The 19,390-nt window shown below is 37.2% G+C and carries 21 protein-coding genes; all 21 read left to right on the top strand.

Translation table 11 applies throughout. The features are described from left to right. Positions 1 to 92 precede the first annotated feature (92 nt). The 21 genes from rpsA (at position 93) to D1B32_RS12760 (ending at position 19,371) form a co-directional block, all read left to right on the top strand. Complete coding sequence (gene rpsA / locus D1B32_RS12660) at positions 93 to 1,226, top strand: 30S ribosomal protein S1 (protein ID WP_095308944.1); 1,134 nt, start codon at positions 93 to 95, stop codon at positions 1,224 to 1,226. Positions 1,227 to 1,421: 195 nt separating this feature from the next. Further along, on the top strand, positions 1,422 to 2,318 hold the full coding sequence (locus D1B32_RS12665; RefSeq protein WP_095308946.1) for a YIEGIA family protein: 897 nt from the start codon (positions 1,422 to 1,424) through the stop codon (positions 2,316 to 2,318). Further along, positions 2,315 to 2,500, top strand: coding sequence for a capping complex subunit for YIEGIA (locus D1B32_RS12670; protein WP_095308948.1), 186 nt, complete (start codon positions 2,315 to 2,317; stop codon positions 2,498 to 2,500). The genes D1B32_RS12665 and D1B32_RS12670 overlap by 4 nt, the downstream gene beginning before the upstream one ends. 248 nt (positions 2,501 to 2,748) lie before the next feature. After that, positions 2,749 to 4,059 carry a ribosome biogenesis GTPase Der gene (gene der / locus D1B32_RS12675; RefSeq protein WP_118889606.1) on the top strand — a complete coding sequence of 437 codons (1,311 nt, stop codon included), beginning with the start codon at positions 2,749 to 2,751 and terminating at the stop codon, positions 4,057 to 4,059. 183 nt (positions 4,060 to 4,242) lie between these two features. Beyond that, on the top strand, positions 4,243 to 5,280 hold the full coding sequence (locus D1B32_RS12680) for an NAD(P)H-dependent glycerol-3-phosphate dehydrogenase (protein WP_095308952.1): 1,038 nt from the start codon (positions 4,243 to 4,245) through the stop codon (positions 5,278 to 5,280). A gap of 59 nt (positions 5,281 to 5,339) precedes the next feature. Next, positions 5,340 to 5,600: a stage VI sporulation protein F gene (locus D1B32_RS12685; protein WP_095308954.1), complete on the top strand. Its 261-nt coding sequence runs from the start codon at positions 5,340 to 5,342 to the stop codon at positions 5,598 to 5,600. Between the two features lie 244 nt (positions 5,601 to 5,844). Next, on the top strand, positions 5,845 to 6,042 hold the full coding sequence (locus D1B32_RS12690) for a DUF2768 domain-containing protein (RefSeq protein WP_095308956.1): 198 nt from the start codon (positions 5,845 to 5,847) through the stop codon (positions 6,040 to 6,042). Between the two features lie 20 nt (positions 6,043 to 6,062). After that, positions 6,063 to 6,791, top strand: a complete 729-nt coding sequence (locus tag D1B32_RS12695; RefSeq protein ID WP_095308959.1) for a YphF family lipoprotein — start codon at positions 6,063 to 6,065, stop codon at positions 6,789 to 6,791. Between the two features lie 257 nt (positions 6,792 to 7,048). Then, a complete protein-coding gene (spoIVA, locus tag D1B32_RS12700; protein WP_095308961.1) occupies positions 7,049 to 8,527 on the top strand; it encodes a stage IV sporulation protein A in 1,479 nt (492 codons plus the stop codon). A 772-nt stretch (positions 8,528 to 9,299) separates the two neighbouring features. Continuing rightward, the gene (locus D1B32_RS12705; RefSeq protein ID WP_010650679.1) at positions 9,300 to 9,572 is read left to right on the top strand and encodes a non-specific DNA-binding protein Hbs; all 273 of its coding nucleotides are present in this window, start codon (positions 9,300 to 9,302) and stop codon (positions 9,570 to 9,572) included. Between the two features lie 230 nt (positions 9,573 to 9,802). Then, a complete protein-coding gene (gene mtrB, locus D1B32_RS12710; RefSeq protein WP_095308967.1) occupies positions 9,803 to 10,027 on the top strand; it encodes a trp RNA-binding attenuation protein MtrB in 225 nt (74 codons plus the stop codon). Positions 10,028 to 10,145: 118 nt separating this feature from the next. Further along, on the top strand, positions 10,146 to 10,943 hold the full coding sequence (locus D1B32_RS12715) for a heptaprenyl diphosphate synthase component 1 (RefSeq protein WP_187393155.1): 798 nt from the start codon (positions 10,146 to 10,148) through the stop codon (positions 10,941 to 10,943). Between the two features lie 3 nt (positions 10,944 to 10,946). Next, positions 10,947 to 11,654: a demethylmenaquinone methyltransferase gene (gene menG / locus D1B32_RS12720; RefSeq protein ID WP_095308972.1), complete on the top strand. Its 708-nt coding sequence runs from the start codon at positions 10,947 to 10,949 to the stop codon at positions 11,652 to 11,654. A gap of 381 nt (positions 11,655 to 12,035) precedes the next feature. Continuing rightward, positions 12,036 to 13,007, top strand: a complete 972-nt coding sequence (hepT, locus tag D1B32_RS12725; protein WP_095308974.1) for a heptaprenyl diphosphate synthase component II — start codon at positions 12,036 to 12,038, stop codon at positions 13,005 to 13,007. Positions 13,008 to 13,084: 77 nt separating this feature from the next. Further along, a complete protein-coding gene (ndk, locus tag D1B32_RS12730; RefSeq protein ID WP_095308977.1) occupies positions 13,085 to 13,531 on the top strand; it encodes a nucleoside-diphosphate kinase in 447 nt (148 codons plus the stop codon). A gap of 66 nt (positions 13,532 to 13,597) precedes the next feature. Continuing rightward, complete coding sequence (locus D1B32_RS12735) at positions 13,598 to 14,398, top strand: CheR family methyltransferase (RefSeq protein ID WP_095308979.1); 801 nt, start codon at positions 13,598 to 13,600, stop codon at positions 14,396 to 14,398. A gap of 149 nt (positions 14,399 to 14,547) precedes the next feature. Beyond that, complete coding sequence (gene aroC / locus D1B32_RS12740) at positions 14,548 to 15,717, top strand: chorismate synthase (protein WP_095308981.1); 1,170 nt, start codon at positions 14,548 to 14,550, stop codon at positions 15,715 to 15,717. Next, entirely contained in the window at positions 15,717 to 16,790 is a 1,074-nt protein-coding gene (aroB, locus tag D1B32_RS12745) for a 3-dehydroquinate synthase (protein WP_095308983.1), read from the top strand. The genes aroC and aroB overlap by 1 nt, the downstream gene beginning before the upstream one ends. Next, complete coding sequence (gene aroH, locus D1B32_RS12750) at positions 16,787 to 17,161, top strand: chorismate mutase (protein ID WP_095308985.1); 375 nt, start codon at positions 16,787 to 16,789, stop codon at positions 17,159 to 17,161. Before aroB ends, aroH begins: the two co-directional genes overlap by 4 nt. Then, on the top strand, positions 17,161 to 18,261 hold the full coding sequence (gene hisC / locus D1B32_RS12755; RefSeq protein ID WP_095308987.1) for a histidinol-phosphate transaminase: 1,101 nt from the start codon (positions 17,161 to 17,163) through the stop codon (positions 18,259 to 18,261). Before aroH ends, hisC begins: the two co-directional genes overlap by 1 nt. A 9-nt stretch (positions 18,262 to 18,270) precedes the next feature. Then, entirely contained in the window at positions 18,271 to 19,371 is a 1,101-nt protein-coding gene (locus tag D1B32_RS12760; protein ID WP_095308989.1) for a prephenate dehydrogenase, read from the top strand. Positions 19,372 to 19,390: the final 19 nt, after the last annotated feature.

Below are 19,390 nucleotides of genomic sequence, written 5' to 3' on the forward strand. Positions count from 1 at the left end.
GTAATTATTAGAAGTTATAGAAAGAATAGTTTTAATCATGTTTACTATTTCCATTATATTGGGATATTGGACTGTCTAGGAGGGCTATGGATATGAGTGAAGAAAACAAAGATTTACAGCAATTAAATGTAGGGGAAACGGTTACAGGAACTGTAATAAAATTAGAAGAGAAACAAGTTCTTGTAGATATTGGCTATAAAACGGAAGGTATTTTGCCAATCAGTGAACTTTCAAGCTTGCATGTTGAAAGTACGTCTGATGTTGTAAAAGAAGGCGATACAGTTACACTAAAAGTAAAAAAATTAGAAGATGATGAAGTTATTTTGTCAAAAAAGGCAGTAGATGCTGAAGCTGCTTGGGAAGATTTAGAGCAGAAATACAACAACGATGAGGTATTTGAAACGGTTGTTAAAGAAGTTGTCAAAGGCGGACTAGTTGTTGATGTTGGGCTTCGAGGGTTTATCCCAGCATCGTTAGTAGAAACGCATTTTGTAGAGGATTTTTCTGATTATAAGGATACGTCTCTAACTGTTAAAATTGCTGATTTAGACCGTGAGCAAAATCGTATTATCCTCTCTCACCGCGCAGTAGTGGAAGATGAAGCAAACGCAAAAAAGAATGAGTTACTGCAATCACTTGAGGAGGGACAGGTTTTAGAAGGAACTGTTCAACGGATTACTAGCTTCGGTGCATTTGTAGATATCGGTGGTGTCGATGGTTTAGTTCACATCTCTCAATTAGCACATGAACATGTTGCTAAAGCTTCGGATGTTGTTTCAGAGGGAGATAAGATTCAAGTAGAAATACTATCTGTAGATCGCGATAATGAGCGTATTTCACTATCACATAAAAACACACTCCCAGGGCCATGGTCAGATATCGAAAATCGTGTTACTGCTGGATCGACTATTGAAGGTACAGTGAAACGCTTAGTGAACTTTGGTGCTTTTGTTGAGATTCTACCTGGTGTAGAAGGGTTGGTTCATATTTCACAGATTGCAAACCGTCATATTGGCACACCACAAGAAGTTCTGGAAGTAGGGCAACAAGTAAAAGTAAAAGTACTTGATGTGAATGAAGCTGAAGAACGTATCTCATTAAGTATTAAAGAACTAGAACAGGAGCAAGAACAAAAAGAATATCAGCAATACGAAAAAGATGACGAACAAACTGGGTTCCAGCTTGGTGACTTTATCGGTGATCAATTAAATAAATATAAAAAATAATACATTTTGGGGTGTTCTCACCCATTTTTAAATGAAAATGGTCTCTGTATAAAAACAGGGATCATTTTTTGTAGGTAATAAATTAATAACTTTTCGAAATACTATTCTCGATAACTTTTAATATCCACTACTATTTTATTCATTTTTAGACATACTACAAATAAGCATTTCTACAGAATTTCTAGAGGTGAGAAAATGAGTGGATATATTTTCCCGATTCTATTTGGGATTGTGACTGGAACAATAGCGAGAATTCTTTTATTGCGAACGGATTACAGACAATATCCTACTTATTTACACGGCAAAATCATTCATTTGTCATTAGGATTTATTGCCGCGTCGTTGGGGGCATTGGCTGTACCTGCTTTATTGGAAAAAGAATTCACTGCTGTGACGCTCTTAACGGTTGCTGCAACTCAATTTAGGGATGTACGCAATATGGAAAGAAATACATTAACAGAAATGGACAGCTTTGAACTTGTAACAAGAGGGAAGACATATATTGAAGGAATAGCAATCTCCTTTGAAAGCAGAAATTATCTAGTTATGTTTACAGGATTTCTAACAAGTCTAACGTATATTATATGGAATGTGTTTATCGCAATCATCATTGCTATTATCTGCTTTATTTTAGGGCATATTTTGATGAGTGGCTCAATACTAGAAGATATTGCAGAAATTAATCGAGCAGATATTTCCTTTGATGGAGCTGGACTTCATGTAGATAATATTTATATTATGAACATTGGATTAGCTGAGCGGCAAAAGGAGATTATGAAATATGGTATGGGGTTTATTGTAACACCTAAGAATATGAATGCAATAACTACAATTGGCAATCTTGGTCAACGTCAAGCGATTATTCACGATGTATCTGTTGCATTAGGTGTTTTTCGAGACTCAGGGACACCTGCACTTATGCCATTAATTAAACGTGACTTAGACGATGGTCGTTTGGGTGTTTTTGTTCTTCCGCAAATCCGTGATGCAGCGGTAGCTAAAAAAGTGATCGGCTCTGTACCAGTACTAGAAAATGCAGTTCGAATGCCTTCGGAAACAAACGCTTATAAAAAAGGAGCGCATAAGAAATGAATATCGAAAAAGCTATTCTAGCTGTAATTACAACCAATAGGGAAAAAATAGCTGGTGGTGCCCCGATCTTTTTATGCGAAACAAAACAGGAATTGGAACTAATTGCAGCTAATCTTGAAGCAATTATGGATGGGATTGCGCATGCTTTAAGTGAAGAACTGTTTATTATTGTGAAACATTAATACTTATTGTTAATATTTCCTTCTTTTGCTAGAATGTATAAAGTGAAACTTCATTCAGTGGGTGGTCTTACTCCTGCTGAAAGTTAGTACACAAGGGAGACCGAAAGCCTTGAACAGAATTAGGAATTTATGAGCTGTTCCTCTCCACTTTCACATGTTTTGGCTACTATAAGCATAAAGGTGGGGATTACAGTCCGTTATCGCGTGAACAAGGTAAATAGACATAAAGAGAGAGGATGTTCCTTTATATGAGGAAATCTGTGGTTGCAATTGTAGGAAGACCAAATGTGGGAAAATCAACCATTTTTAATAGATTGGTTGGTGAAAGAATATCAATCGTTGAAGATATACCGGGTGTAACCCGTGATCGGATATACGCTTCTGCTGAATGGCTGAATCAAGAATTTAATTTAATTGACACTGGTGGAATTGAAATCGGTGATGAACCTTTACTTGTTCAAATGCGTCAACAAGCTGAAGTTGCTATTGATGAAGCAGATGTTATTATATTTATTCTCAATGGTAAGGAAGGAATAACGGGCGCAGACGAAGAAGTTGCAAAATTATTATTCAAATCGAATAAACCAGTAGTACTGGCAGTCAATAAAATTGATAACCCTGAAATGCGTGAGACGATTTATGAATATTATTCACTCGGATTCGGAGAACCATTCCCAATTTCAGGTTCACATGGACTTGGACTCGGTGATTTACTGGATGAGGTTGTCAGTCATTTTCCAGAGGTTTCAGAGGACGAAGTAAATGAAGATACCATTTATTTTAGTCTGATTGGTAGACCAAATGTTGGTAAATCGTCATTGGTAAACGCACTTTTGAATGAGGACCGAGTTATTGTAAGTGAAATAGAAGGAACGACTAGAGATGCCATTGATACGCATCTTTATAAAGATGATCAGGATTTCGTGATTATTGATACTGCAGGAATGCGTAAACGAGGGAAAGTATACGAAACAACAGAAAAATACAGTGTTTTGCGAGCTTTAAAGGCAATCGAACGATCAGATGTCGTCCTTATATTGATTGATGCAGAGACAGGCATTAGAGAACAAGATAAGCGTATTGCTGGGTATGCCCACGATGCTGGTCGAGGTATTGTAATTGTTGTAAATAAATGGGATACTGTTGAATCAGATGAAAAGGCAATGAAAGAATTTGAAGCAAATGTACGTGCGCATTTCCAATACTTAGATTATGCGCCAATTGTATTCTTGTCCGCAAAGACGAAGAAAAGGCTGCATACACTAATACCAGCCATCAAAATTGCAAGTGAAAGTCATGCAAAACGTATACCAACAAATGTACTCAATGATGTTATTATGGATGCACTCGCTATGAATCCAACTCCTACCGTAAAAGGGAGACGATTAAAGGTGCTCTATGCGACACAAGTAGCTGTGAAGCCGCCAAGCTTTGTCATTTTTGTTAATGATCCTGAATTGATGCATTTTTCTTATGAACGTTTTCTGGAAAACAAGATCCGGGATGCATTTGGTTTTACTGGTACACCAATTAAACTATTTGCAAGAAGAAGACAATAGTGAACAAAAGCGGAAGCGCCCGGTAAGCGATGTACGGACTCCCGTACTTTGGAGATTCACTTCACCGGAAGGGTATAAGTGCGACTAGGCCTCGTGTCTTGACAGTCGGCAAGTCTTCTTTATCATACGGAGGTGAAGGAAGTCTCGCTAGGCGCTGGAGCTAGAAAAAAGGAGACCAGACTTATGGCAAATGTTGCAGTGTTAGGAGCAGGAAGCTGGGGTACTGCATTAAGTATTGTACTAGCAGATAATGGGCATGATGTTCGCCTATGGTCACACCGTAAGGAACAGGCAGAAACCATTAATCGTACTCGTAAAAACGAAAAATATTTACAGGGCATTTTGCCGGAGCAAATAACAGCTTTTCACGATTTAAAAGAAGCTGTTACTGGAGTTGCCGCTATAATTGTTGTAGTTCCAACAAAAGCGATTCGAGAAGTTTCCCAGAATTTAAATAACATGTTAGCAGAAAAGCCCACCATTATTCATGCATCGAAAGGAATTGAACCAGATACATTAAAAAGGGTCTCTGAAATGATTAGTGAGGAATTGACAACCTACGATTATGAGGAAATCGTTGTTCTTTCAGGTCCTAGTCATGCAGAAGAGGTAGCATTAAGGCACCCTACAACTGTTACAGTATCTGCTGTTAACATGGATAATGCAAAGATCGCACAAGACCTTTTTAATAGTGATACATTTCGAGTTTATACAAGCTCAGATATACTTGGTATAGAGCTAGGTGGGGCTTTAAAGAATATAATCGCTTTAGGAGCGGGAATTTCGGATGGGCTTGGCTATGGCGATAACGCAAAAGCTGCATTAATGACTAGGGGGCTTGCTGAAATTGCTCGGTTAGGAACATCGCTTGGTGCAAATCCACTTAGCTTTTTGGGGCTGCCAGGTGTTGGAGATCTAATTGTAACGTGCACAAGTGTCCATAGCCGAAATTGGCGTGCTGGAAATTTATTAGGAAAAGGCAATAAGCTAGATGATGTTCTTGAGCAAATGGGAATGGTTGTTGAAGGTGTAAGGACCGTAAAAGCAGCATATCAATTTGCAAAAGAGCAACAAGTGGAGATGCCAATTACTTCGGGAATTTATCAAATATTATTTGAAGAAAAAACACCTAAAGCAGTTGTTGATGAACTCATGAGCAGAGATAAACGAGACGAAATGGATGATATTTCAATCTTATTAAACGAGCGTTATACGCAATAACACGTTATCAACCTCCTTGCATATACTATGTTGAATGATTATAGCAAGGAGGAGAATAAGTGAATAATTTTCAAAAGGGAATGTTTGACAAGTTACAAAAAAATGCCAATATTAACCCGGATGATGTTATGAAGGTGGCCGATTCTGTAAAAAACGCAAATTTTTCGGATGAAAAAACAGTTCGAAATTTAGTGAGGCATTTAGCAAAAATGGCAGATAGACCTTTAACAAAAGAAAAAGAAGATAAAATTGTTCAAGCAATTGTTAATAATAAAATGCCAGGGGACATGCAATCGTTAAACCATTTATTTAAAAAATAACGAATCATAGGTAACCTGCGGATACGATATACTATATCCTTGCATAAGATAAATCGCACAAGCATTCATGGATAGAGTTGCTGAGGATTTTATTTAGTCAACCCGGGATGGAGAGGCCCCCTTCATTTCGGGTATTTGTTTGTTGAAAGCGGCTGTACTAATTTACCATTTCGATACGTGCAGGTATGACTCATATGTTATAATACGGTGTGCAAAGGAAAATAGAGATCTGGGGTGAACAAAAATGTCATTATCGATGCTTATGATGTATATCTCTTTTGTTGGAATGTTTTTATTAATAGTAGCTATTGGTTTAATTGTACTGAGTAGAAAAAAATTGAAGGGATGGTTAGCTGGGATTGTGTCCTTTATGGCATACCTTTCATTAATTTCGGGTGGATTAATCATTCTTTACGTCGTATTAAGTGGTCCTACACGGTAGCTGATAAGGAGGCTATTGCAATGAAGCATACATATTATAAGATTATCGGAATACTATTACTTTCAGTGCTATTAAGTGGCTGTCTGTATCCACAAAGTGAAAGAGAGCAAAATCAAATTCCATACGAAGATCAATTGGATACCGTTCAAAATGCTGTTAACGATTATCGAGAAGAGAAACAAGGTTTGGTGCCAATACGTACAAAGTCGAGCGATACGCCAATCTTTGAAAAGTATTTAGTTGATTTCACTTTATTAAAAGAAAACGGCAATTTATCTAATGCACCTGGAAATGCTTATGAACAAGGCGGCGTTTATCAATATACATTAATCACACCTGAAGATGATCCAAGGGTTAAATTAATTGACTTACGTGTAACCGAAGCAATTCGCAGTGTAAATGTCCAATTAGATATTTTTCGGAGTGAACATATTTATCCAGCATACGGCGAAAAAATTGTAAACGGTCTATATACAATTGATTATGAAAAACTAGGTTTAAATAACGCTCCAACTGTAGTCAGTCCGTATTCACAGGAGAATTTGCCTATTATTATGGATGTGGATGGTAATCTCTATGTTGATTACAGTATCGATTTAAATAATGCCTTAAATGAATATGATCATGATTATAAAGAAGGCGACGACATCCGTTACATTTTAGCCGATCATACTCCTTTTGTGCCAGCATATTCCCTTCCTTATACCATTAAAGATAATGAGCCGGTTTTCTTAATGGAAGAGGAGTAAAGCGTAGGATGTGAGGAAATTAGAAATAACGGTTAAAGTTTTGATAAATATAACATATAAATTCCCTTGTAACATATATTGTTGCAAGGGAATTTTATTTTTTTCATTTATTTTGCCTGAATAAATTGCTCTAGGGTGAATTAATTTAGGAAACAGACTGAAACAAGTCATATTTTAATAGGACAACATCATAGACTCATAATGTCAATATATTACGGGTGGTCCATATTAAAGTACGGAGATCGGGAGGGGATCTTTTGGAAAAAATCGATATTTTTAAAGATATTTCCAAACGGACAAATGGAGATATTTATCTAGGAATCGTTGGTGCAGTCCGTACAGGAAAATCGACATTTATTAAAAAGTTCATGGAGTTAGTTGTGTTACCGAATATTGAAGATGAGAGTGAACGAACGAGGGCGCATGACGAATTACCCCAGAGTGCAGCTGGACGTACAATTATGACGACAGAGCCAAAGTTTATCCCAAATCAAGCTGTTCAACTAACTGTGGATGAAGGGCTTGACGTAAATGTTCGTCTTGTGGATTGTGTCGGTTATGCAGTTGAAGGGGCTAAGGGGTTTGAAGATGAAAATGGACCAAGGATGATTAACACACCATGGTATGAAGACCCGATTCCGTTTCATGATGCAGCCGAAATCGGTACACGAAAAGTTATTCAAGAGCATTCAACGATTGGTGTAGTTGTGACCACAGATGGATCCATTGGAGAAATTCCGCGTAATGATTATGAAGATGCAGAATCTCGAGTTGTGGAAGAGTTGAAAGAGGTCGGGAAGCCATTTATTATGGTAGTTAATTCCGTTCGACCATCTAGCCAGGAAACAGAATTACTACGTCAAGACTTAGCAGAAAAATACGATATCCCAGTACTTTCTATGAGTATCGAATCGATGACAGAACATGATGTTTATAATGTTCTCCGTGAAGCGTTATATGAATTCCCAGTTCTTGAAGTGAATGTTAATCTTCCAAGTTGGGTCATGGTTTTAAAAGAAAACCATTGGCTAAGAGAGAACTACCAAGAAGCAATTCAAACAACCGTAAAAGATATTAGAAGATTACGGGATGTTGATCATATTGTCGGCAATTTTTCTGAATTCGAGTATATTGATAAAGCAAACCTTGCGGGAATGGAAATGGGTGAAGGGGTAGCTGAGATTGACTTGCATGCACCAGATCACTTATATGATCAAATTTTAAAGGAAATTGTTGGAGAAGAAATTCGCGGGAAAGATCATCTCTTAGAATTAATGCAAGACTTTTCATATGCGAAAAGGGAATATGATCATATTTCCGGAGCTTTACAAATGGTAAAGCAAACGGGATATGGAATTGCCGCCCCAACTTTGGAGGATATGTTATTGGATGAGCCTGAAATCATTCGCCAAGGCTCAAGATTTGGTGTTCGTTTGAAGGCCGTTGCACCTTCCATCCATATGATTCGAGTAGAAGTAGAATCTGAATTTGCTCCTATTATCGGAACGGAAAAACAGAGTGAAGAACTTGTTCGGTACTTAATGCAGGACTTTGAAGAAGACCCATTATCCATCTGGGAATCCGATATTTTTGGCAGATCACTCAGCTCCATTGTGCGCGAAGGTATCCAAGCTAAAATATCACTAATGCCTGAGAACGCCAGATATAAACTGAAGGATACGCTAGAAAGAATCATAAATGAAGGATCCGGAGGACTAATAGCAATTATTTTATAGCAGCTGATTATAAGCTGCTTTTTGTTTTGCTTTAACTTAGCTCAAAATGAATATAAACTTCGAATTAACACATAATGTTTGTGCGTATATCCGCTCCGGAAATATAATTCGCGCATCCAAAGGGGTGCTGGTGAGCCTCCTTGTTCTGTCGCACTGCGTAGTCTCACCGATGCTCTTCTTCCGGAGAGGCTGAAGCCGTGCCCACGGAAAGCATCCGCCCGAAGCGATCCCGGACAGCGATTATTGCACATACTTGAAGAAAACAGCCGAGAAGTTAGTTCGCAGTTTCTTTCAATTCTAATGTATTTCAATCTCACGCTGTGAAAATAGGGATATAAAAATGACGTATTAATTACCTTTTTTTCATAGAAATTAACAAAATTTCAGTTTGCAAAGCTGAAATTTTTACTTCTTATAGGCTAATTATTGATAAAAATATTTTTATGAACGGAAGGAAATTTACAGCTAGTGTCGTATATGTATAATAAACCAGCTGTAAGCCATGGGACACATAGCTTTTACAGATTTACCAAAAAATGGGTGGTTTTTCGTCATTCAGAGGGCATTTTTGGCTTTTTTGCAAATAAATATCAATAAAATCGTTACTTATTGTTGAATTTTATCGCAAACTCAGTTAATATAAGCCTTGTCATCAAATGAACTGAATGACATTTGCGTATAAAGAGGCAAACAAGTGTGCAGAATGGATTCATAGAAATGGATTTATTTTGTTCCCATGTCGAAGCATACATTTTGGGAGGAGGTGAATGTCATGAACAAAACAGACTTAGTGAATGCAGTTGCTGAAAAAAGTGAGCTTTCTAAAAAAGACGCTACAAAAGCTGTAGACGCAGTTTTCGAATCTGTCATGGATTCACTTAAAAATGGTGAAAAAGTACAGTTAATCGGATTTGGTAACTTTGAAGTACGCGAGCGTTCAGCACGTAAAGGACGTAATCCGCAAACTGGAGAAGAGATTGAAATTCCAGCAAGTAAAGTTCCTGCTTTCAAACCAGGAAAAGCCCTTAAAGACAGCGTAAAATAAGCTACATAGGGCATAGAAAGGGTGCGTAATCATACGTACCCTTTTTCTATTATTTTGGCAGATATGAAAGTATAAAACTTTCATATCTGCATAAGTGATTCTAAGAAAGCAAAATACACTTACTAGGAATCCATTTAAAGAACGTCAAGTTTTCTAAAAACGCCGAGAATTAAATTGACTTTCATAATATAATAGGACATAGTAAATATAAAAAGGGGCAAAAAACAGCAATGAACAATTCTTCGATTAAATCGGATTTTTTTGTTATTAAGGCTTTAGAAGATGGAGTAAATGTAATCGGTTTGACCCGAGGGAATGACACGAAATTTCATCACACAGAAAAACTGGATGAAGGTGAAGTTATGATAGCGCAATTTACAGAGCATACTTCAGCTGTAAAAGTTAGAGGTAAGGCAATTATTCAAACGAGTCACGGTGAACTAGATAATCGATAAGGTTTTAGTAAATCCTATCACTTTTTAACCATCCTCCGTATTCTTTCGTTTTTATAACCGACAATATATGCTATAATAACGAAAGCACTCGAAGGATGAAAGGGCTAAGGTGATATCTTTGAACACTTCAATGACAGAAATTCAACATATAAGAAATCTACTAGAAGATAAAATCCATAATGAATATCTTGAAAGACATATACAAAAGCCCATAATTCATGAAGGGAAACTGCAGATTTTAGCTGAATTAGTCTTTAGTTGTGATTCTTTAAGCATCATTCAAAAGGAACGTTTCGTCATAACAACGATGATGGTGCAGATGGCACTTGATACACATGATTTAGTACCAATTGGTAATGAAGAGAATGAAACGAAAGAAGAGAAGCTAAGCAAGCAGCTTAATGTTTTAGCAGGAGATTATTACAGTGGATTATATTATTATCTATTGTCTGAAATAGAAGATGTTGAACTAATACATACACTTGCAATTGCAATTAAGAATATTAATGAATACAAAATGAAACTTTATTACAAAGAGATTGAAACATTTGAGACGTTTATGGATGTAACAAAACAAATTGATTCCATGCTGCTTGTACGAGTAGCGCGATTTCTTCATGGAGACGAATTGAATCAAGTTATAAGTGATTGGTTGCTAACAGAAAGGTTAGTTCATGAAAAAATAGGTGCTACGGCTAATAGGACACCATTACTCGTACAGTGGAAGGAAATGAATATCGATACTTCGTATAAAACGGGGTTAAATCCAATTGATTCGTTAATCGAAAAACAACTAGATAAAGTTGATAAAGCTCTATCACAGGTACCTGGTAAATATGCAGCATTTCAATCGTTAATTAGAAAAAAACTAGAAAATATGAGTTTTTATCAATCCTCGATTGTGGAAGAAGGTTGACTTATGCACGAACAAAGTAAAGAAGAACGTGTGCACCACGTCTTTGAAAAAATCTATACGAAGTATGACTCGATGAATTCGATAATCTCTTTTCAACGACATGTTGCATGGCGTAAAGATGTCATGAAGCGAATGCAGGTTAAGAAGGGGTCTAAAGCATTAGATGTATGCTGCGGTACTGGGGATTGGTCCATCTCACTTGCAGAAGCTGTTGCAAAAGAAGGCACCGTGATTGGTCTTGATTTTAGTAAGAATATGCTCTCTATCGCTAAAAAGAAGCAACAGGAATTAAAACTGGATCAATTGGAACTCGTACATGGAAATGCAATGGAACTTCCATTCGATGATAATACATTTGACTATGTTACAATCGGATTCGGGTTAAGAAATGTTCCTGATTATATGACGGTCTTAAAAGAGATGTACAGGGTTGTAAAGCCTGGTGGAAAGGTTGTATGTTTAGAAACATCACAACCTACGCTAATTGGTTTCAGACAGGGTTATTACTTGTACTTCCGTTTTATTATGCCTTTATTCGGCAAGCTATTTGCGAAAAGCTATAAAGAATACTCCTGGCTTCAAGAATCTGCGAAGGATTTCCCTGGAAAAACCGAATTAAAACAGATGTTTTTGGATGCTGGTTTCTCTCATGTTGAGATGAAAAGCTATACAGGCGGGGTTGCAGCAATGCATATGGGCTTTAAGAAATAATGGTAGATCAAAAGCTCGGTTAGTGGCATATGGACCTTGTCCCGGGTGGTTAAACTTGTCGATAATACCTTAGGCGAGGATTCACTCCTAAGTATAAGATAAACTATGACTTTTCCCGATTTGAACGAAAAGTCAAGTTCATCTAAAATGGAACATGCTCCTGTATGGAGATGCCGACGTTAGGTTTTGTCCCGGTATTATTCGGCCATTCTTCATATAAAATTGATGTTAATTTAGATTGTCAAGAGGGTGTGGAAGGCTTACTGCGGCTTTAGCACTTTGTGGACGTGGCTATACCGGTAACTAAGTTATTCACAAAATACAAATTAACCCCGCAAATATACTATTTATTTTTCAAGGTTATAAATAAGGTGACATAATATGAGACTTCCAAAAATGTATAGTTTTTTAAAAAAAGATTTAGATCTAATTGAATCCGCACTGCATCAAAGTATACAAGCAGAACATCCTGTTCTGCGTAATGCTTCTGTTGCTCTTTTGGATGCTGGAGGAAAAAGAATCCGTCCAGTATTTGTATTGCTTGCAGGACAAATTGGAAATTATAACATAGAACGTATTCAAAAGATTGCAGTTACCCTTGAATTAATTCATATGGCAACACTCGTCCATGATGATGTAATTGATGAAGCTGAACTTCGGAGAGGGAAACCAACCATTAAATCTGTATATGGCAATCGTGTTGCTATGTATACAGGTGATTACATATTAGCAAGAGCTTTAGAGGTTGTAACGTCTATTAAAGACGTGCAAGTTCACCAATTGCTTTCTAAAACACTTGTTGAGGTAAGTATTGGAGAAGTAGAGCAGATCAAAGATAAATTTAAGTGGGATCAAACACTTCGTGACTACTTAAGAAGAATTAAACGTAAAACTGCATTGCTTATTGCAACGAGCTGCAAGCTTGGTGCGATCGCAAGCGGCTTATCTGAACGGGATGCAGGGAAATTGTATCGGTATGGATATTATATTGGTATGTCTTATCAAATTATCGATGATATCCTTGATTTTACATCATCTGCCAAGGAACTTGGAAAGCCAGCAGGAAATGACTTGCTGCAAGGAAATATAACATTGCCTGTATTATATGCGATGAGGGATCAAAGCTTTTACAAATTGTTGAGGGAGATTTTTGCAAATCCCAGCACAGTTGGCGATCAGGAGATGCAGCAGATTATTTCTGAATTGAAAAAGACACAAGCGATTAAGCAGGCATACGAAACGAGCGATTTATACCTCCAAAAAGCTTTAAAATCATTGGATTCGTTACCGGCTTCAAAGGCAAAGCAAACCTTACAGGATATTGCGAAATATATTGGTAAAAGGCGTTCATAATGTATATTGTTATTTTTATAAAAATTTGTTAAAATTTTAGAGGTTACTGTTTTTATACATAATAACGAGGTGAAATAATGGAAAAGACATTTTTAATGGTAAAACCAGACGGCGTACAACGTAATTTGATTGGAGAAGTTGTAAAACGATTTGAATCAAAAGGATTTAAACTTGCTGGTGCAAAGCTAATGGTAATTTCAAACGAGCTTGCGGAAAAGCATTATGGTGAGCATAAAGAAAGACCATTTTTTGGCGAGCTTGTTGATTTTATTACTTCTGGTCCTGTATTTGCAATGGTTTGGGAAGGCGAGAATGTAATCGCGACTGCACGCCAGATGATGGGTAAAACAAATCCACAAGAAGCTGCTCCAAGTACAATTCGCGGAGATTTTGGCGTGACGGTCGGAAAGAATATTATCCATGGTTCTGACTCTCCAGAAAGTGCGGAGAGAGAAATTTCACTATTCTTTGATGAAAGTGAAATCGTTTCTTACAATAAACAAGATAGTGCATGGATCTACTAAGTAAAAATAAACCTCCGTTTTTAACGGAGGTTTTTTTACAATTATGGGTGAAAGAGGCTAAGAACAATGAAAGATGACTATATGGAGTTCATTGAGAAGGTAAAGATAAGGCTAGGAATTAATTTACAGTTATATAAAGAAACACAGATGAAAAGACGAATTACAACACTGCGAAATAAAAGAGGCTATTCTAGCTTCGTATCTTATTTTGAAGCATTCAACAAAGATAAAGATATGCTAAATGAATTTACGGATCGATTAACAATTAACGTGTCTGAATTTTACCGCAATGCAAAAAGGTGGGAGGTTTTAAAGGACACGATCCTGCCAATTCTGCTAAAGGATAGAAATCGGTTATCTATTTGGAGTGCCGCTTGCTCAACAGGTGAAGAACCATACAGTTTAGCAATTTTGATGAAAGAACATTTCCCCACTGTACCTGTTCAAATATTGGCAACAGACATTGATACGAATGTGCTGGCAAAGGCAAAGCAAGGAATCTATATGGAACAGGCTTTGAAAGAGTTGCCAACAAGTTATAAAAAGAAGTATTTTGAAATGACGGGCAGTCTTTATAAAATTGATGAGTCACTAAAGCAAATGATTACATTCAAAAAGCATAATTTACTAGCTGATCGCTACCCTACAAACATTGATCTTCTCGTATGTAGAAATGTTTTAATTTATTTTACGGATTCTGCTAAGGAAAATATTTATAAAAACTTCAGCAATGCATTAAAACCAAATGGCGTATTATTCGTTGGAAGTACAGAGCAAATTTTTAACCCAGCTAAATATGATTTCAATCTTGCAGAAACATTTTTTTATCAAAAAATTAATGAGTCACCAGTTAAAACGTCTCTTTAATTTTGGGTTACTCCGACTTCATCACTTGTAAAATTATTTTTTTCGAAAAAATGCAACATAAACAAATGGAGTTATGGTATAGTAGTTAGAAAAACTTTGGATTTATCATATCCACTTTTTAAGTAAATCATTGTAAAGGAGAATGTTCATTGCGCTACTTAACATCAGGGGAATCTCATGGGAAACAACTAACAACAATTATCGAGGGACTCCCTGCACAAATGCCATTATTAAAAGAAGACATTAATGAGTCCTTAATACGTCGGCAAGGGGGGCATGGAAGAGGAAAGCGAATGCAGATCGAGAAGGATCTGGTCGAGGTAACAAGTGGTATTCGACATGGATATACGTTGGGTTCTCCTATTTCGCTCGTTATACATAATGATGATTTTAAACATTGGACAGATATTATGGGAGAAGATCCTATTAAAGAGGATACAAAGCTTAGACGAGTTGTTACAAAACCAAGACCAGGCCATGCAGACTTAAATGGTGCATTGAAATACGGCCATCGTGACATGCGAAATGTTTTAGAAAGATCCTCTGCCCGAGAAACTGCTGCTCGTGTAGCTGCAGGAGCCGTTGCCAAAACTTTCTTAAAGCACCTTGGGATCGAGGTATGCGGATATGTGAAAGAGATCGCGGGTATTCGTGCAGAAGATAAGGACGACCTTACGATTGAAGAACGTATAAAGATATCGCAGGAATCACCAGTTATGGTTTTGGATAAAAATGTAGAACAAGAAATGATGGATAAAATTGATAAAACGAAAAAAGAAGGAGATTCCATTGGCGGAGTCTGTGAAGTATATGTAGAAGGCATGCCTGCTGGAGTAGGGTCTTATGTTCATTATGATCGTAAGCTTGATAGCAGAATCGCCGGAAGTGTAATGAGTATCAATGCATTTAAAGGGGTCGAATTTGGAATTGGATTTAAAGCTGCTGAATTGTTTGGTAGTGAAGTTCACGATGAAATTGCTTGGGACAAAGACAAAGGTTACTACCGTACATCAAACCGACTTGGCGGTTTTGAGGGGGGCATGACAACTGGTATGCCGATTGTTGTAAAAGGTGTCATGAAGCCAATTCCGACATTGATGAAACGACCACTACAAAGTGTCGACATTGAAACAAAGGAGCCATTCAAAGCAACTGTTGAACGTTCTGATGCATGTGCAGTTCCTGCTGCTTCTGTAGTCATGGAGCATATTGTCGCATTTGAACTAGCAAAAGCTATTACGGAGCAATTTCCGAGTGATGAATTCTCTAGACTGAAAAAAGCAATTGACGATTATCGCGAAGAAATAAGGTGTTTTTAGTGGAGAAAATTTTAGTTAAATCAAGCACGAACGCCTATACGATTTCAATTGGAGAATCATTACGATTGCAAATCAAGCAATTTCTGAATAAAGAATATTCATCCATTTTGGTTGTAACGGATGAGCATGTTGCAGCACTCTATTTAAAGGATATTCTGGAAAACCTACCTGCATATCGGGTTTTCCAGTCTATCGTCCCAGCTGGAGAAAAGTCAAAAAACCTCCAAACCTTCTACCAATTACAAACCGAAGCCATTGAATTTGGTCTGGATCGTGAATCACTAATCATTGCCCTTGGCGGAGGCGTTGTTGGTGATCTTGCCGGTTTCGTTGCTGCAACTTATATGCGTGGGATTGATTATATTCAAATACCGACAACGATTCTTGCTCATGATAGTAGTGTCGGTGGGAAGGTAGCAATTAATCATGAGTTTGGTAAAAATCTGATCGGTAACTTCTATCCGCCAGAAGCAGTTATTTATGATGTTGACACACTACATTCTTTAAGTGAGCGTGAAGTGCGGTCAGGCTATGCGGAATTGATTAAGGAAGCGTTGATTGCTGATAAGAATTTTTTCAATACATTGTTAATGGTGGATATTTATAATGTATCGAATCATGGGCTACAGAAGCATCTGAAGCAAGGCATTAGAATTAAAGCTGCTATTGTAGAAGCGGATGAAAGAGAATCAGGGGTGCGTAAGTATTTAAACCTTGGACATACATTAGGTCATGCATTAGAAGCTGAACTTGGATATGGGACATTGACTCATGGAGAAGCAGTAGCTATTGGTCTTTTATTTTCTATTCATGTGAGCGAAGCATTATATTCGATAAAATTACCATTTGATGAGCTTGTTCAATGGTTTAAAACGAATAAATATCCGATTATTGGAACGGACTTAAACAATTTAGCATTAATAAGTAAAATGAAGTCAGATAAAAAGGCATTAAAGAGCAAAATTCAAATGGTGCTATTAGAGGATGTAGCTAAACCAGTTACAAGAGAATTAGAGGATACTGAAATCGAAATTTATTTAACATCATTTGAGAGAAGGTTGATGGTACAATGAATAGGGGATTAAGAGGGGCAACTACGGTCTTACAAAACGAAGAAAACCAAATGATAGAAAATACAAGATTACTAATTGAGGAAATGGTAGCGAAAAATAATGTCCAACCTACTGATGTTTCACACGTTTTCATATCTGTAACGAAAGATTTAAATGCAGGATTTCCCGCAAAAGCTCTAAGGGAGATTTCGGGTTGGACATATGTTCCTGTCATGTGTATGGCTGAAATCGATGTGCCGAACAGTTTACCGAAATGTATTCGAGTAATGATGGTTGTTAATACAACGGAAGAACAAGAAAAAATTCAGCATGTTTTCCATCATGATGCTGTTAAATTACGACCTGACCTTGTAAAGGGGGATAATAACTAATGGAAGCAAAGCCAGTCTTAAGTCAGCTAACTCCTTACAAGCAGGGAAAGCAGACGAAAGAAATCCAGCAAGAATTTGGGTTAGAACGAATCGTAAAACTCGCGTCGAATGAAAACCCATATGGTTATTCAAATCAAGTGAAAGAGGCGCTTTTACAAGGATTGCCCGACTTTAATATATACCCAGATGGCTATACTGCTGAATTAAGGTCTGCATTAGCAAACAAGCTGGAGGTAGCAGAATCACAATTAGTATTTGGAAGCGGGACAGAAGAAATCATTCAAATGCTGTGCAGAACATACCTTGCTCCGGGATCGAATGTTGTTACAGCAACACCGACTTTTGGCCAATATAAACACTATTCCCTAATCGAAGGGGCAGAGGTAAAGGAAATTGAAGTAACTGCTGACGGTTATCATGCCTTGGATAAGATGCTTGAAGCTATTGATGAAAAAACAAGAATCATTTGGCTTTGTTCACCGAATAATCCAATCGGGACTGTAATTCCAAAAGAAGCATTTGAAGCTTTCTTGAACAATTGTCCGAAACACGTTCTTATTGCTTTTGATGAGGCTTATTTTGAATACGTTGATCCAGAAGCTAACATAGATGTGCTTTCGTACATCAAAAGTCATAACAATTTGATTGTAATGCGCACATTTTCTAAAGCTTATGGATTAGCAGGATTACGAATTGGCTATGGTATAGCAAATCATATGATTATCGATAAGTTAAATGTTGTTAGAGGACCTTTTAACACTACCTCTATTGCACAGCAAGCTGCACTTGTTGCACTATCCGATGACGTATTTATAACGAATAGTTATGAAAAAAATAAAACGGTGAAAGCATCTTTTAAAAACTTTCTCAATCAAATCGGTTGGAAATACTTTCACTCAGAAACAAACTTTCTCCTTGTAGAAACACCGATAAGCGGTATCGATGTATTTCAGTATTTATTAGAGCGTGGTTTTATAGTAAGGCCTGGTGAACTACTTGGTATTCCAAAGACAATTCGAGTGTCTTTAGGGACAGGTGAAGATATGGAAGACCTACAACGCGTTCTGTTAGAATTCCATAACGAAGCAATAGTAAAGTAAGGTGATAAAATGCGAAAGACGATTTTAGTAGCAGGAATTGGTTTAATTGGAGGTTCCCTTGCAAAGGGCATGGCGCAATCAAGTGATCATCATATTATCGGATATGATCTGAATGAAGCTTCACTTGAGTTTGCACGTTTAAACGGTATCATTCATGAGGCAAGTACTAATTTTATAGAGGCAGCACAGCGATCCGATTTTATTATTCTGGCAGCACCAATTTCGGAAACAATCGCATTGGTGAATCTACTTAAAACGGTATCCTTTAAACGGAAAGTGATTATATCTGATACCGCATCCGTAAAGGGAGCGATTTTAAAAACAGCAAGTTCGTTAAACAGTGAAAATGTAACTTTCATTGGTGGCCATCCGATGGCTGGTTCACATAAAAGAGGTGTGCAAGCAGCAAAGGCACATCTATTTGAAAATGCGATTTATGTATTGTCACCTACAAATGGAAATCAACACAATGAGATTGAAGCTTTAAAAGGCGTTTTAATTCAAACGAAAAGTAAATTTGTTGTCTTAATGCCAAATGAGCATGATGAAATGACTGGTGTTGTATCACACTTTCCTCATTTAATCGCTTCATCCCTTGTACATCAAGCAAAAAAATGGGAAAATACGCATGCATTCCTACCAAAGCTCGCAGCAGGAGGCTTTCGGGATATTACGCGCATTGCCTCAAGCAATCCAGAGCTTTGGCAGGATATCTTCTATCATAATCGGGATAAAATGTCCGTGTTACTTCAAGAGTGGATAGAAGAGATGAAAGGTCTAAAGCAGCTTCTGGATCATGATCAAAAAGAGGAAATGATTACATATCTCAATAAAGCAAAGCTATATCGAGACGGTTTGGCAGAATCAAAAAAAGGTGCTATTCCTGCTTTTTACGACTTGTATGTTGATATTAGAGATCAGCCCGGTGCAATTGCTTCCATTGTGCAGTTATTGGCCCAAGAGAAAATTAGTATTAAGAACATAGAAATTCTTGAAGTTCGTGAAGATATTACGGGCCATATGAGACTGAGCTTTAGTTCAAAGAAAGCTCAGGTAGCAAGCTCAACATTATTAGAGAATAATGGGTACGAAACGATGATACAACAATAATGCCAATAGAATAAAGGAT

Source organism: Oceanobacillus profundus (assembly GCF_003515705.1).
GTDB lineage: Bacteria > Bacillota > Bacilli > Bacillales > Amphibacillaceae > Oceanobacillus > Oceanobacillus profundus.

Coding starts and splice junctions, on each gene's coding strand:
- hisC (WP_095308987.1), top strand. CDS start 17,161: ATGGAAGCAAAGCCAGTCTTAAGTCAGCTAACTCCTTACAAGCAGGGA.
- rpsA (WP_095308944.1), top strand. CDS start 93: ATGAGTGAAGAAAACAAAGATTTACAGCAATTAAATGTAGGGGAAACG.
- mtrB (WP_095308967.1), top strand. CDS start 9,803: ATGAACAATTCTTCGATTAAATCGGATTTTTTTGTTATTAAGGCTTTA.
- D1B32_RS12670 (WP_095308948.1), top strand. CDS start 2,315: ATGAATATCGAAAAAGCTATTCTAGCTGTAATTACAACCAATAGGGAA.
- aroH (WP_095308985.1), top strand. CDS start 16,787: ATGAATAGGGGATTAAGAGGGGCAACTACGGTCTTACAAAACGAAGAA.
- ndk (WP_095308977.1), top strand. CDS start 13,085: ATGGAAAAGACATTTTTAATGGTAAAACCAGACGGCGTACAACGTAAT.
- D1B32_RS12735 (WP_095308979.1), top strand. CDS start 13,598: ATGAAAGATGACTATATGGAGTTCATTGAGAAGGTAAAGATAAGGCTA.
- D1B32_RS12705 (WP_010650679.1), top strand. CDS start 9,300: ATGAACAAAACAGACTTAGTGAATGCAGTTGCTGAAAAAAGTGAGCTT.
- menG (WP_095308972.1), top strand. CDS start 10,947: ATGCACGAACAAAGTAAAGAAGAACGTGTGCACCACGTCTTTGAAAAA.
- D1B32_RS12665 (WP_095308946.1), top strand. CDS start 1,422: ATGAGTGGATATATTTTCCCGATTCTATTTGGGATTGTGACTGGAACA.
- D1B32_RS12690 (WP_095308956.1), top strand. CDS start 5,845: ATGTCATTATCGATGCTTATGATGTATATCTCTTTTGTTGGAATGTTT.
- D1B32_RS12680 (WP_095308952.1), top strand. CDS start 4,243: ATGGCAAATGTTGCAGTGTTAGGAGCAGGAAGCTGGGGTACTGCATTA.
- hepT (WP_095308974.1), top strand. CDS start 12,036: ATGAGACTTCCAAAAATGTATAGTTTTTTAAAAAAAGATTTAGATCTA.
- D1B32_RS12760 (WP_095308989.1), top strand. CDS start 18,271: ATGCGAAAGACGATTTTAGTAGCAGGAATTGGTTTAATTGGAGGTTCC.
- D1B32_RS12695 (WP_095308959.1), top strand. CDS start 6,063: ATGAAGCATACATATTATAAGATTATCGGAATACTATTACTTTCAGTG.
- der (WP_118889606.1), top strand. CDS start 2,749: ATGAGGAAATCTGTGGTTGCAATTGTAGGAAGACCAAATGTGGGAAAA.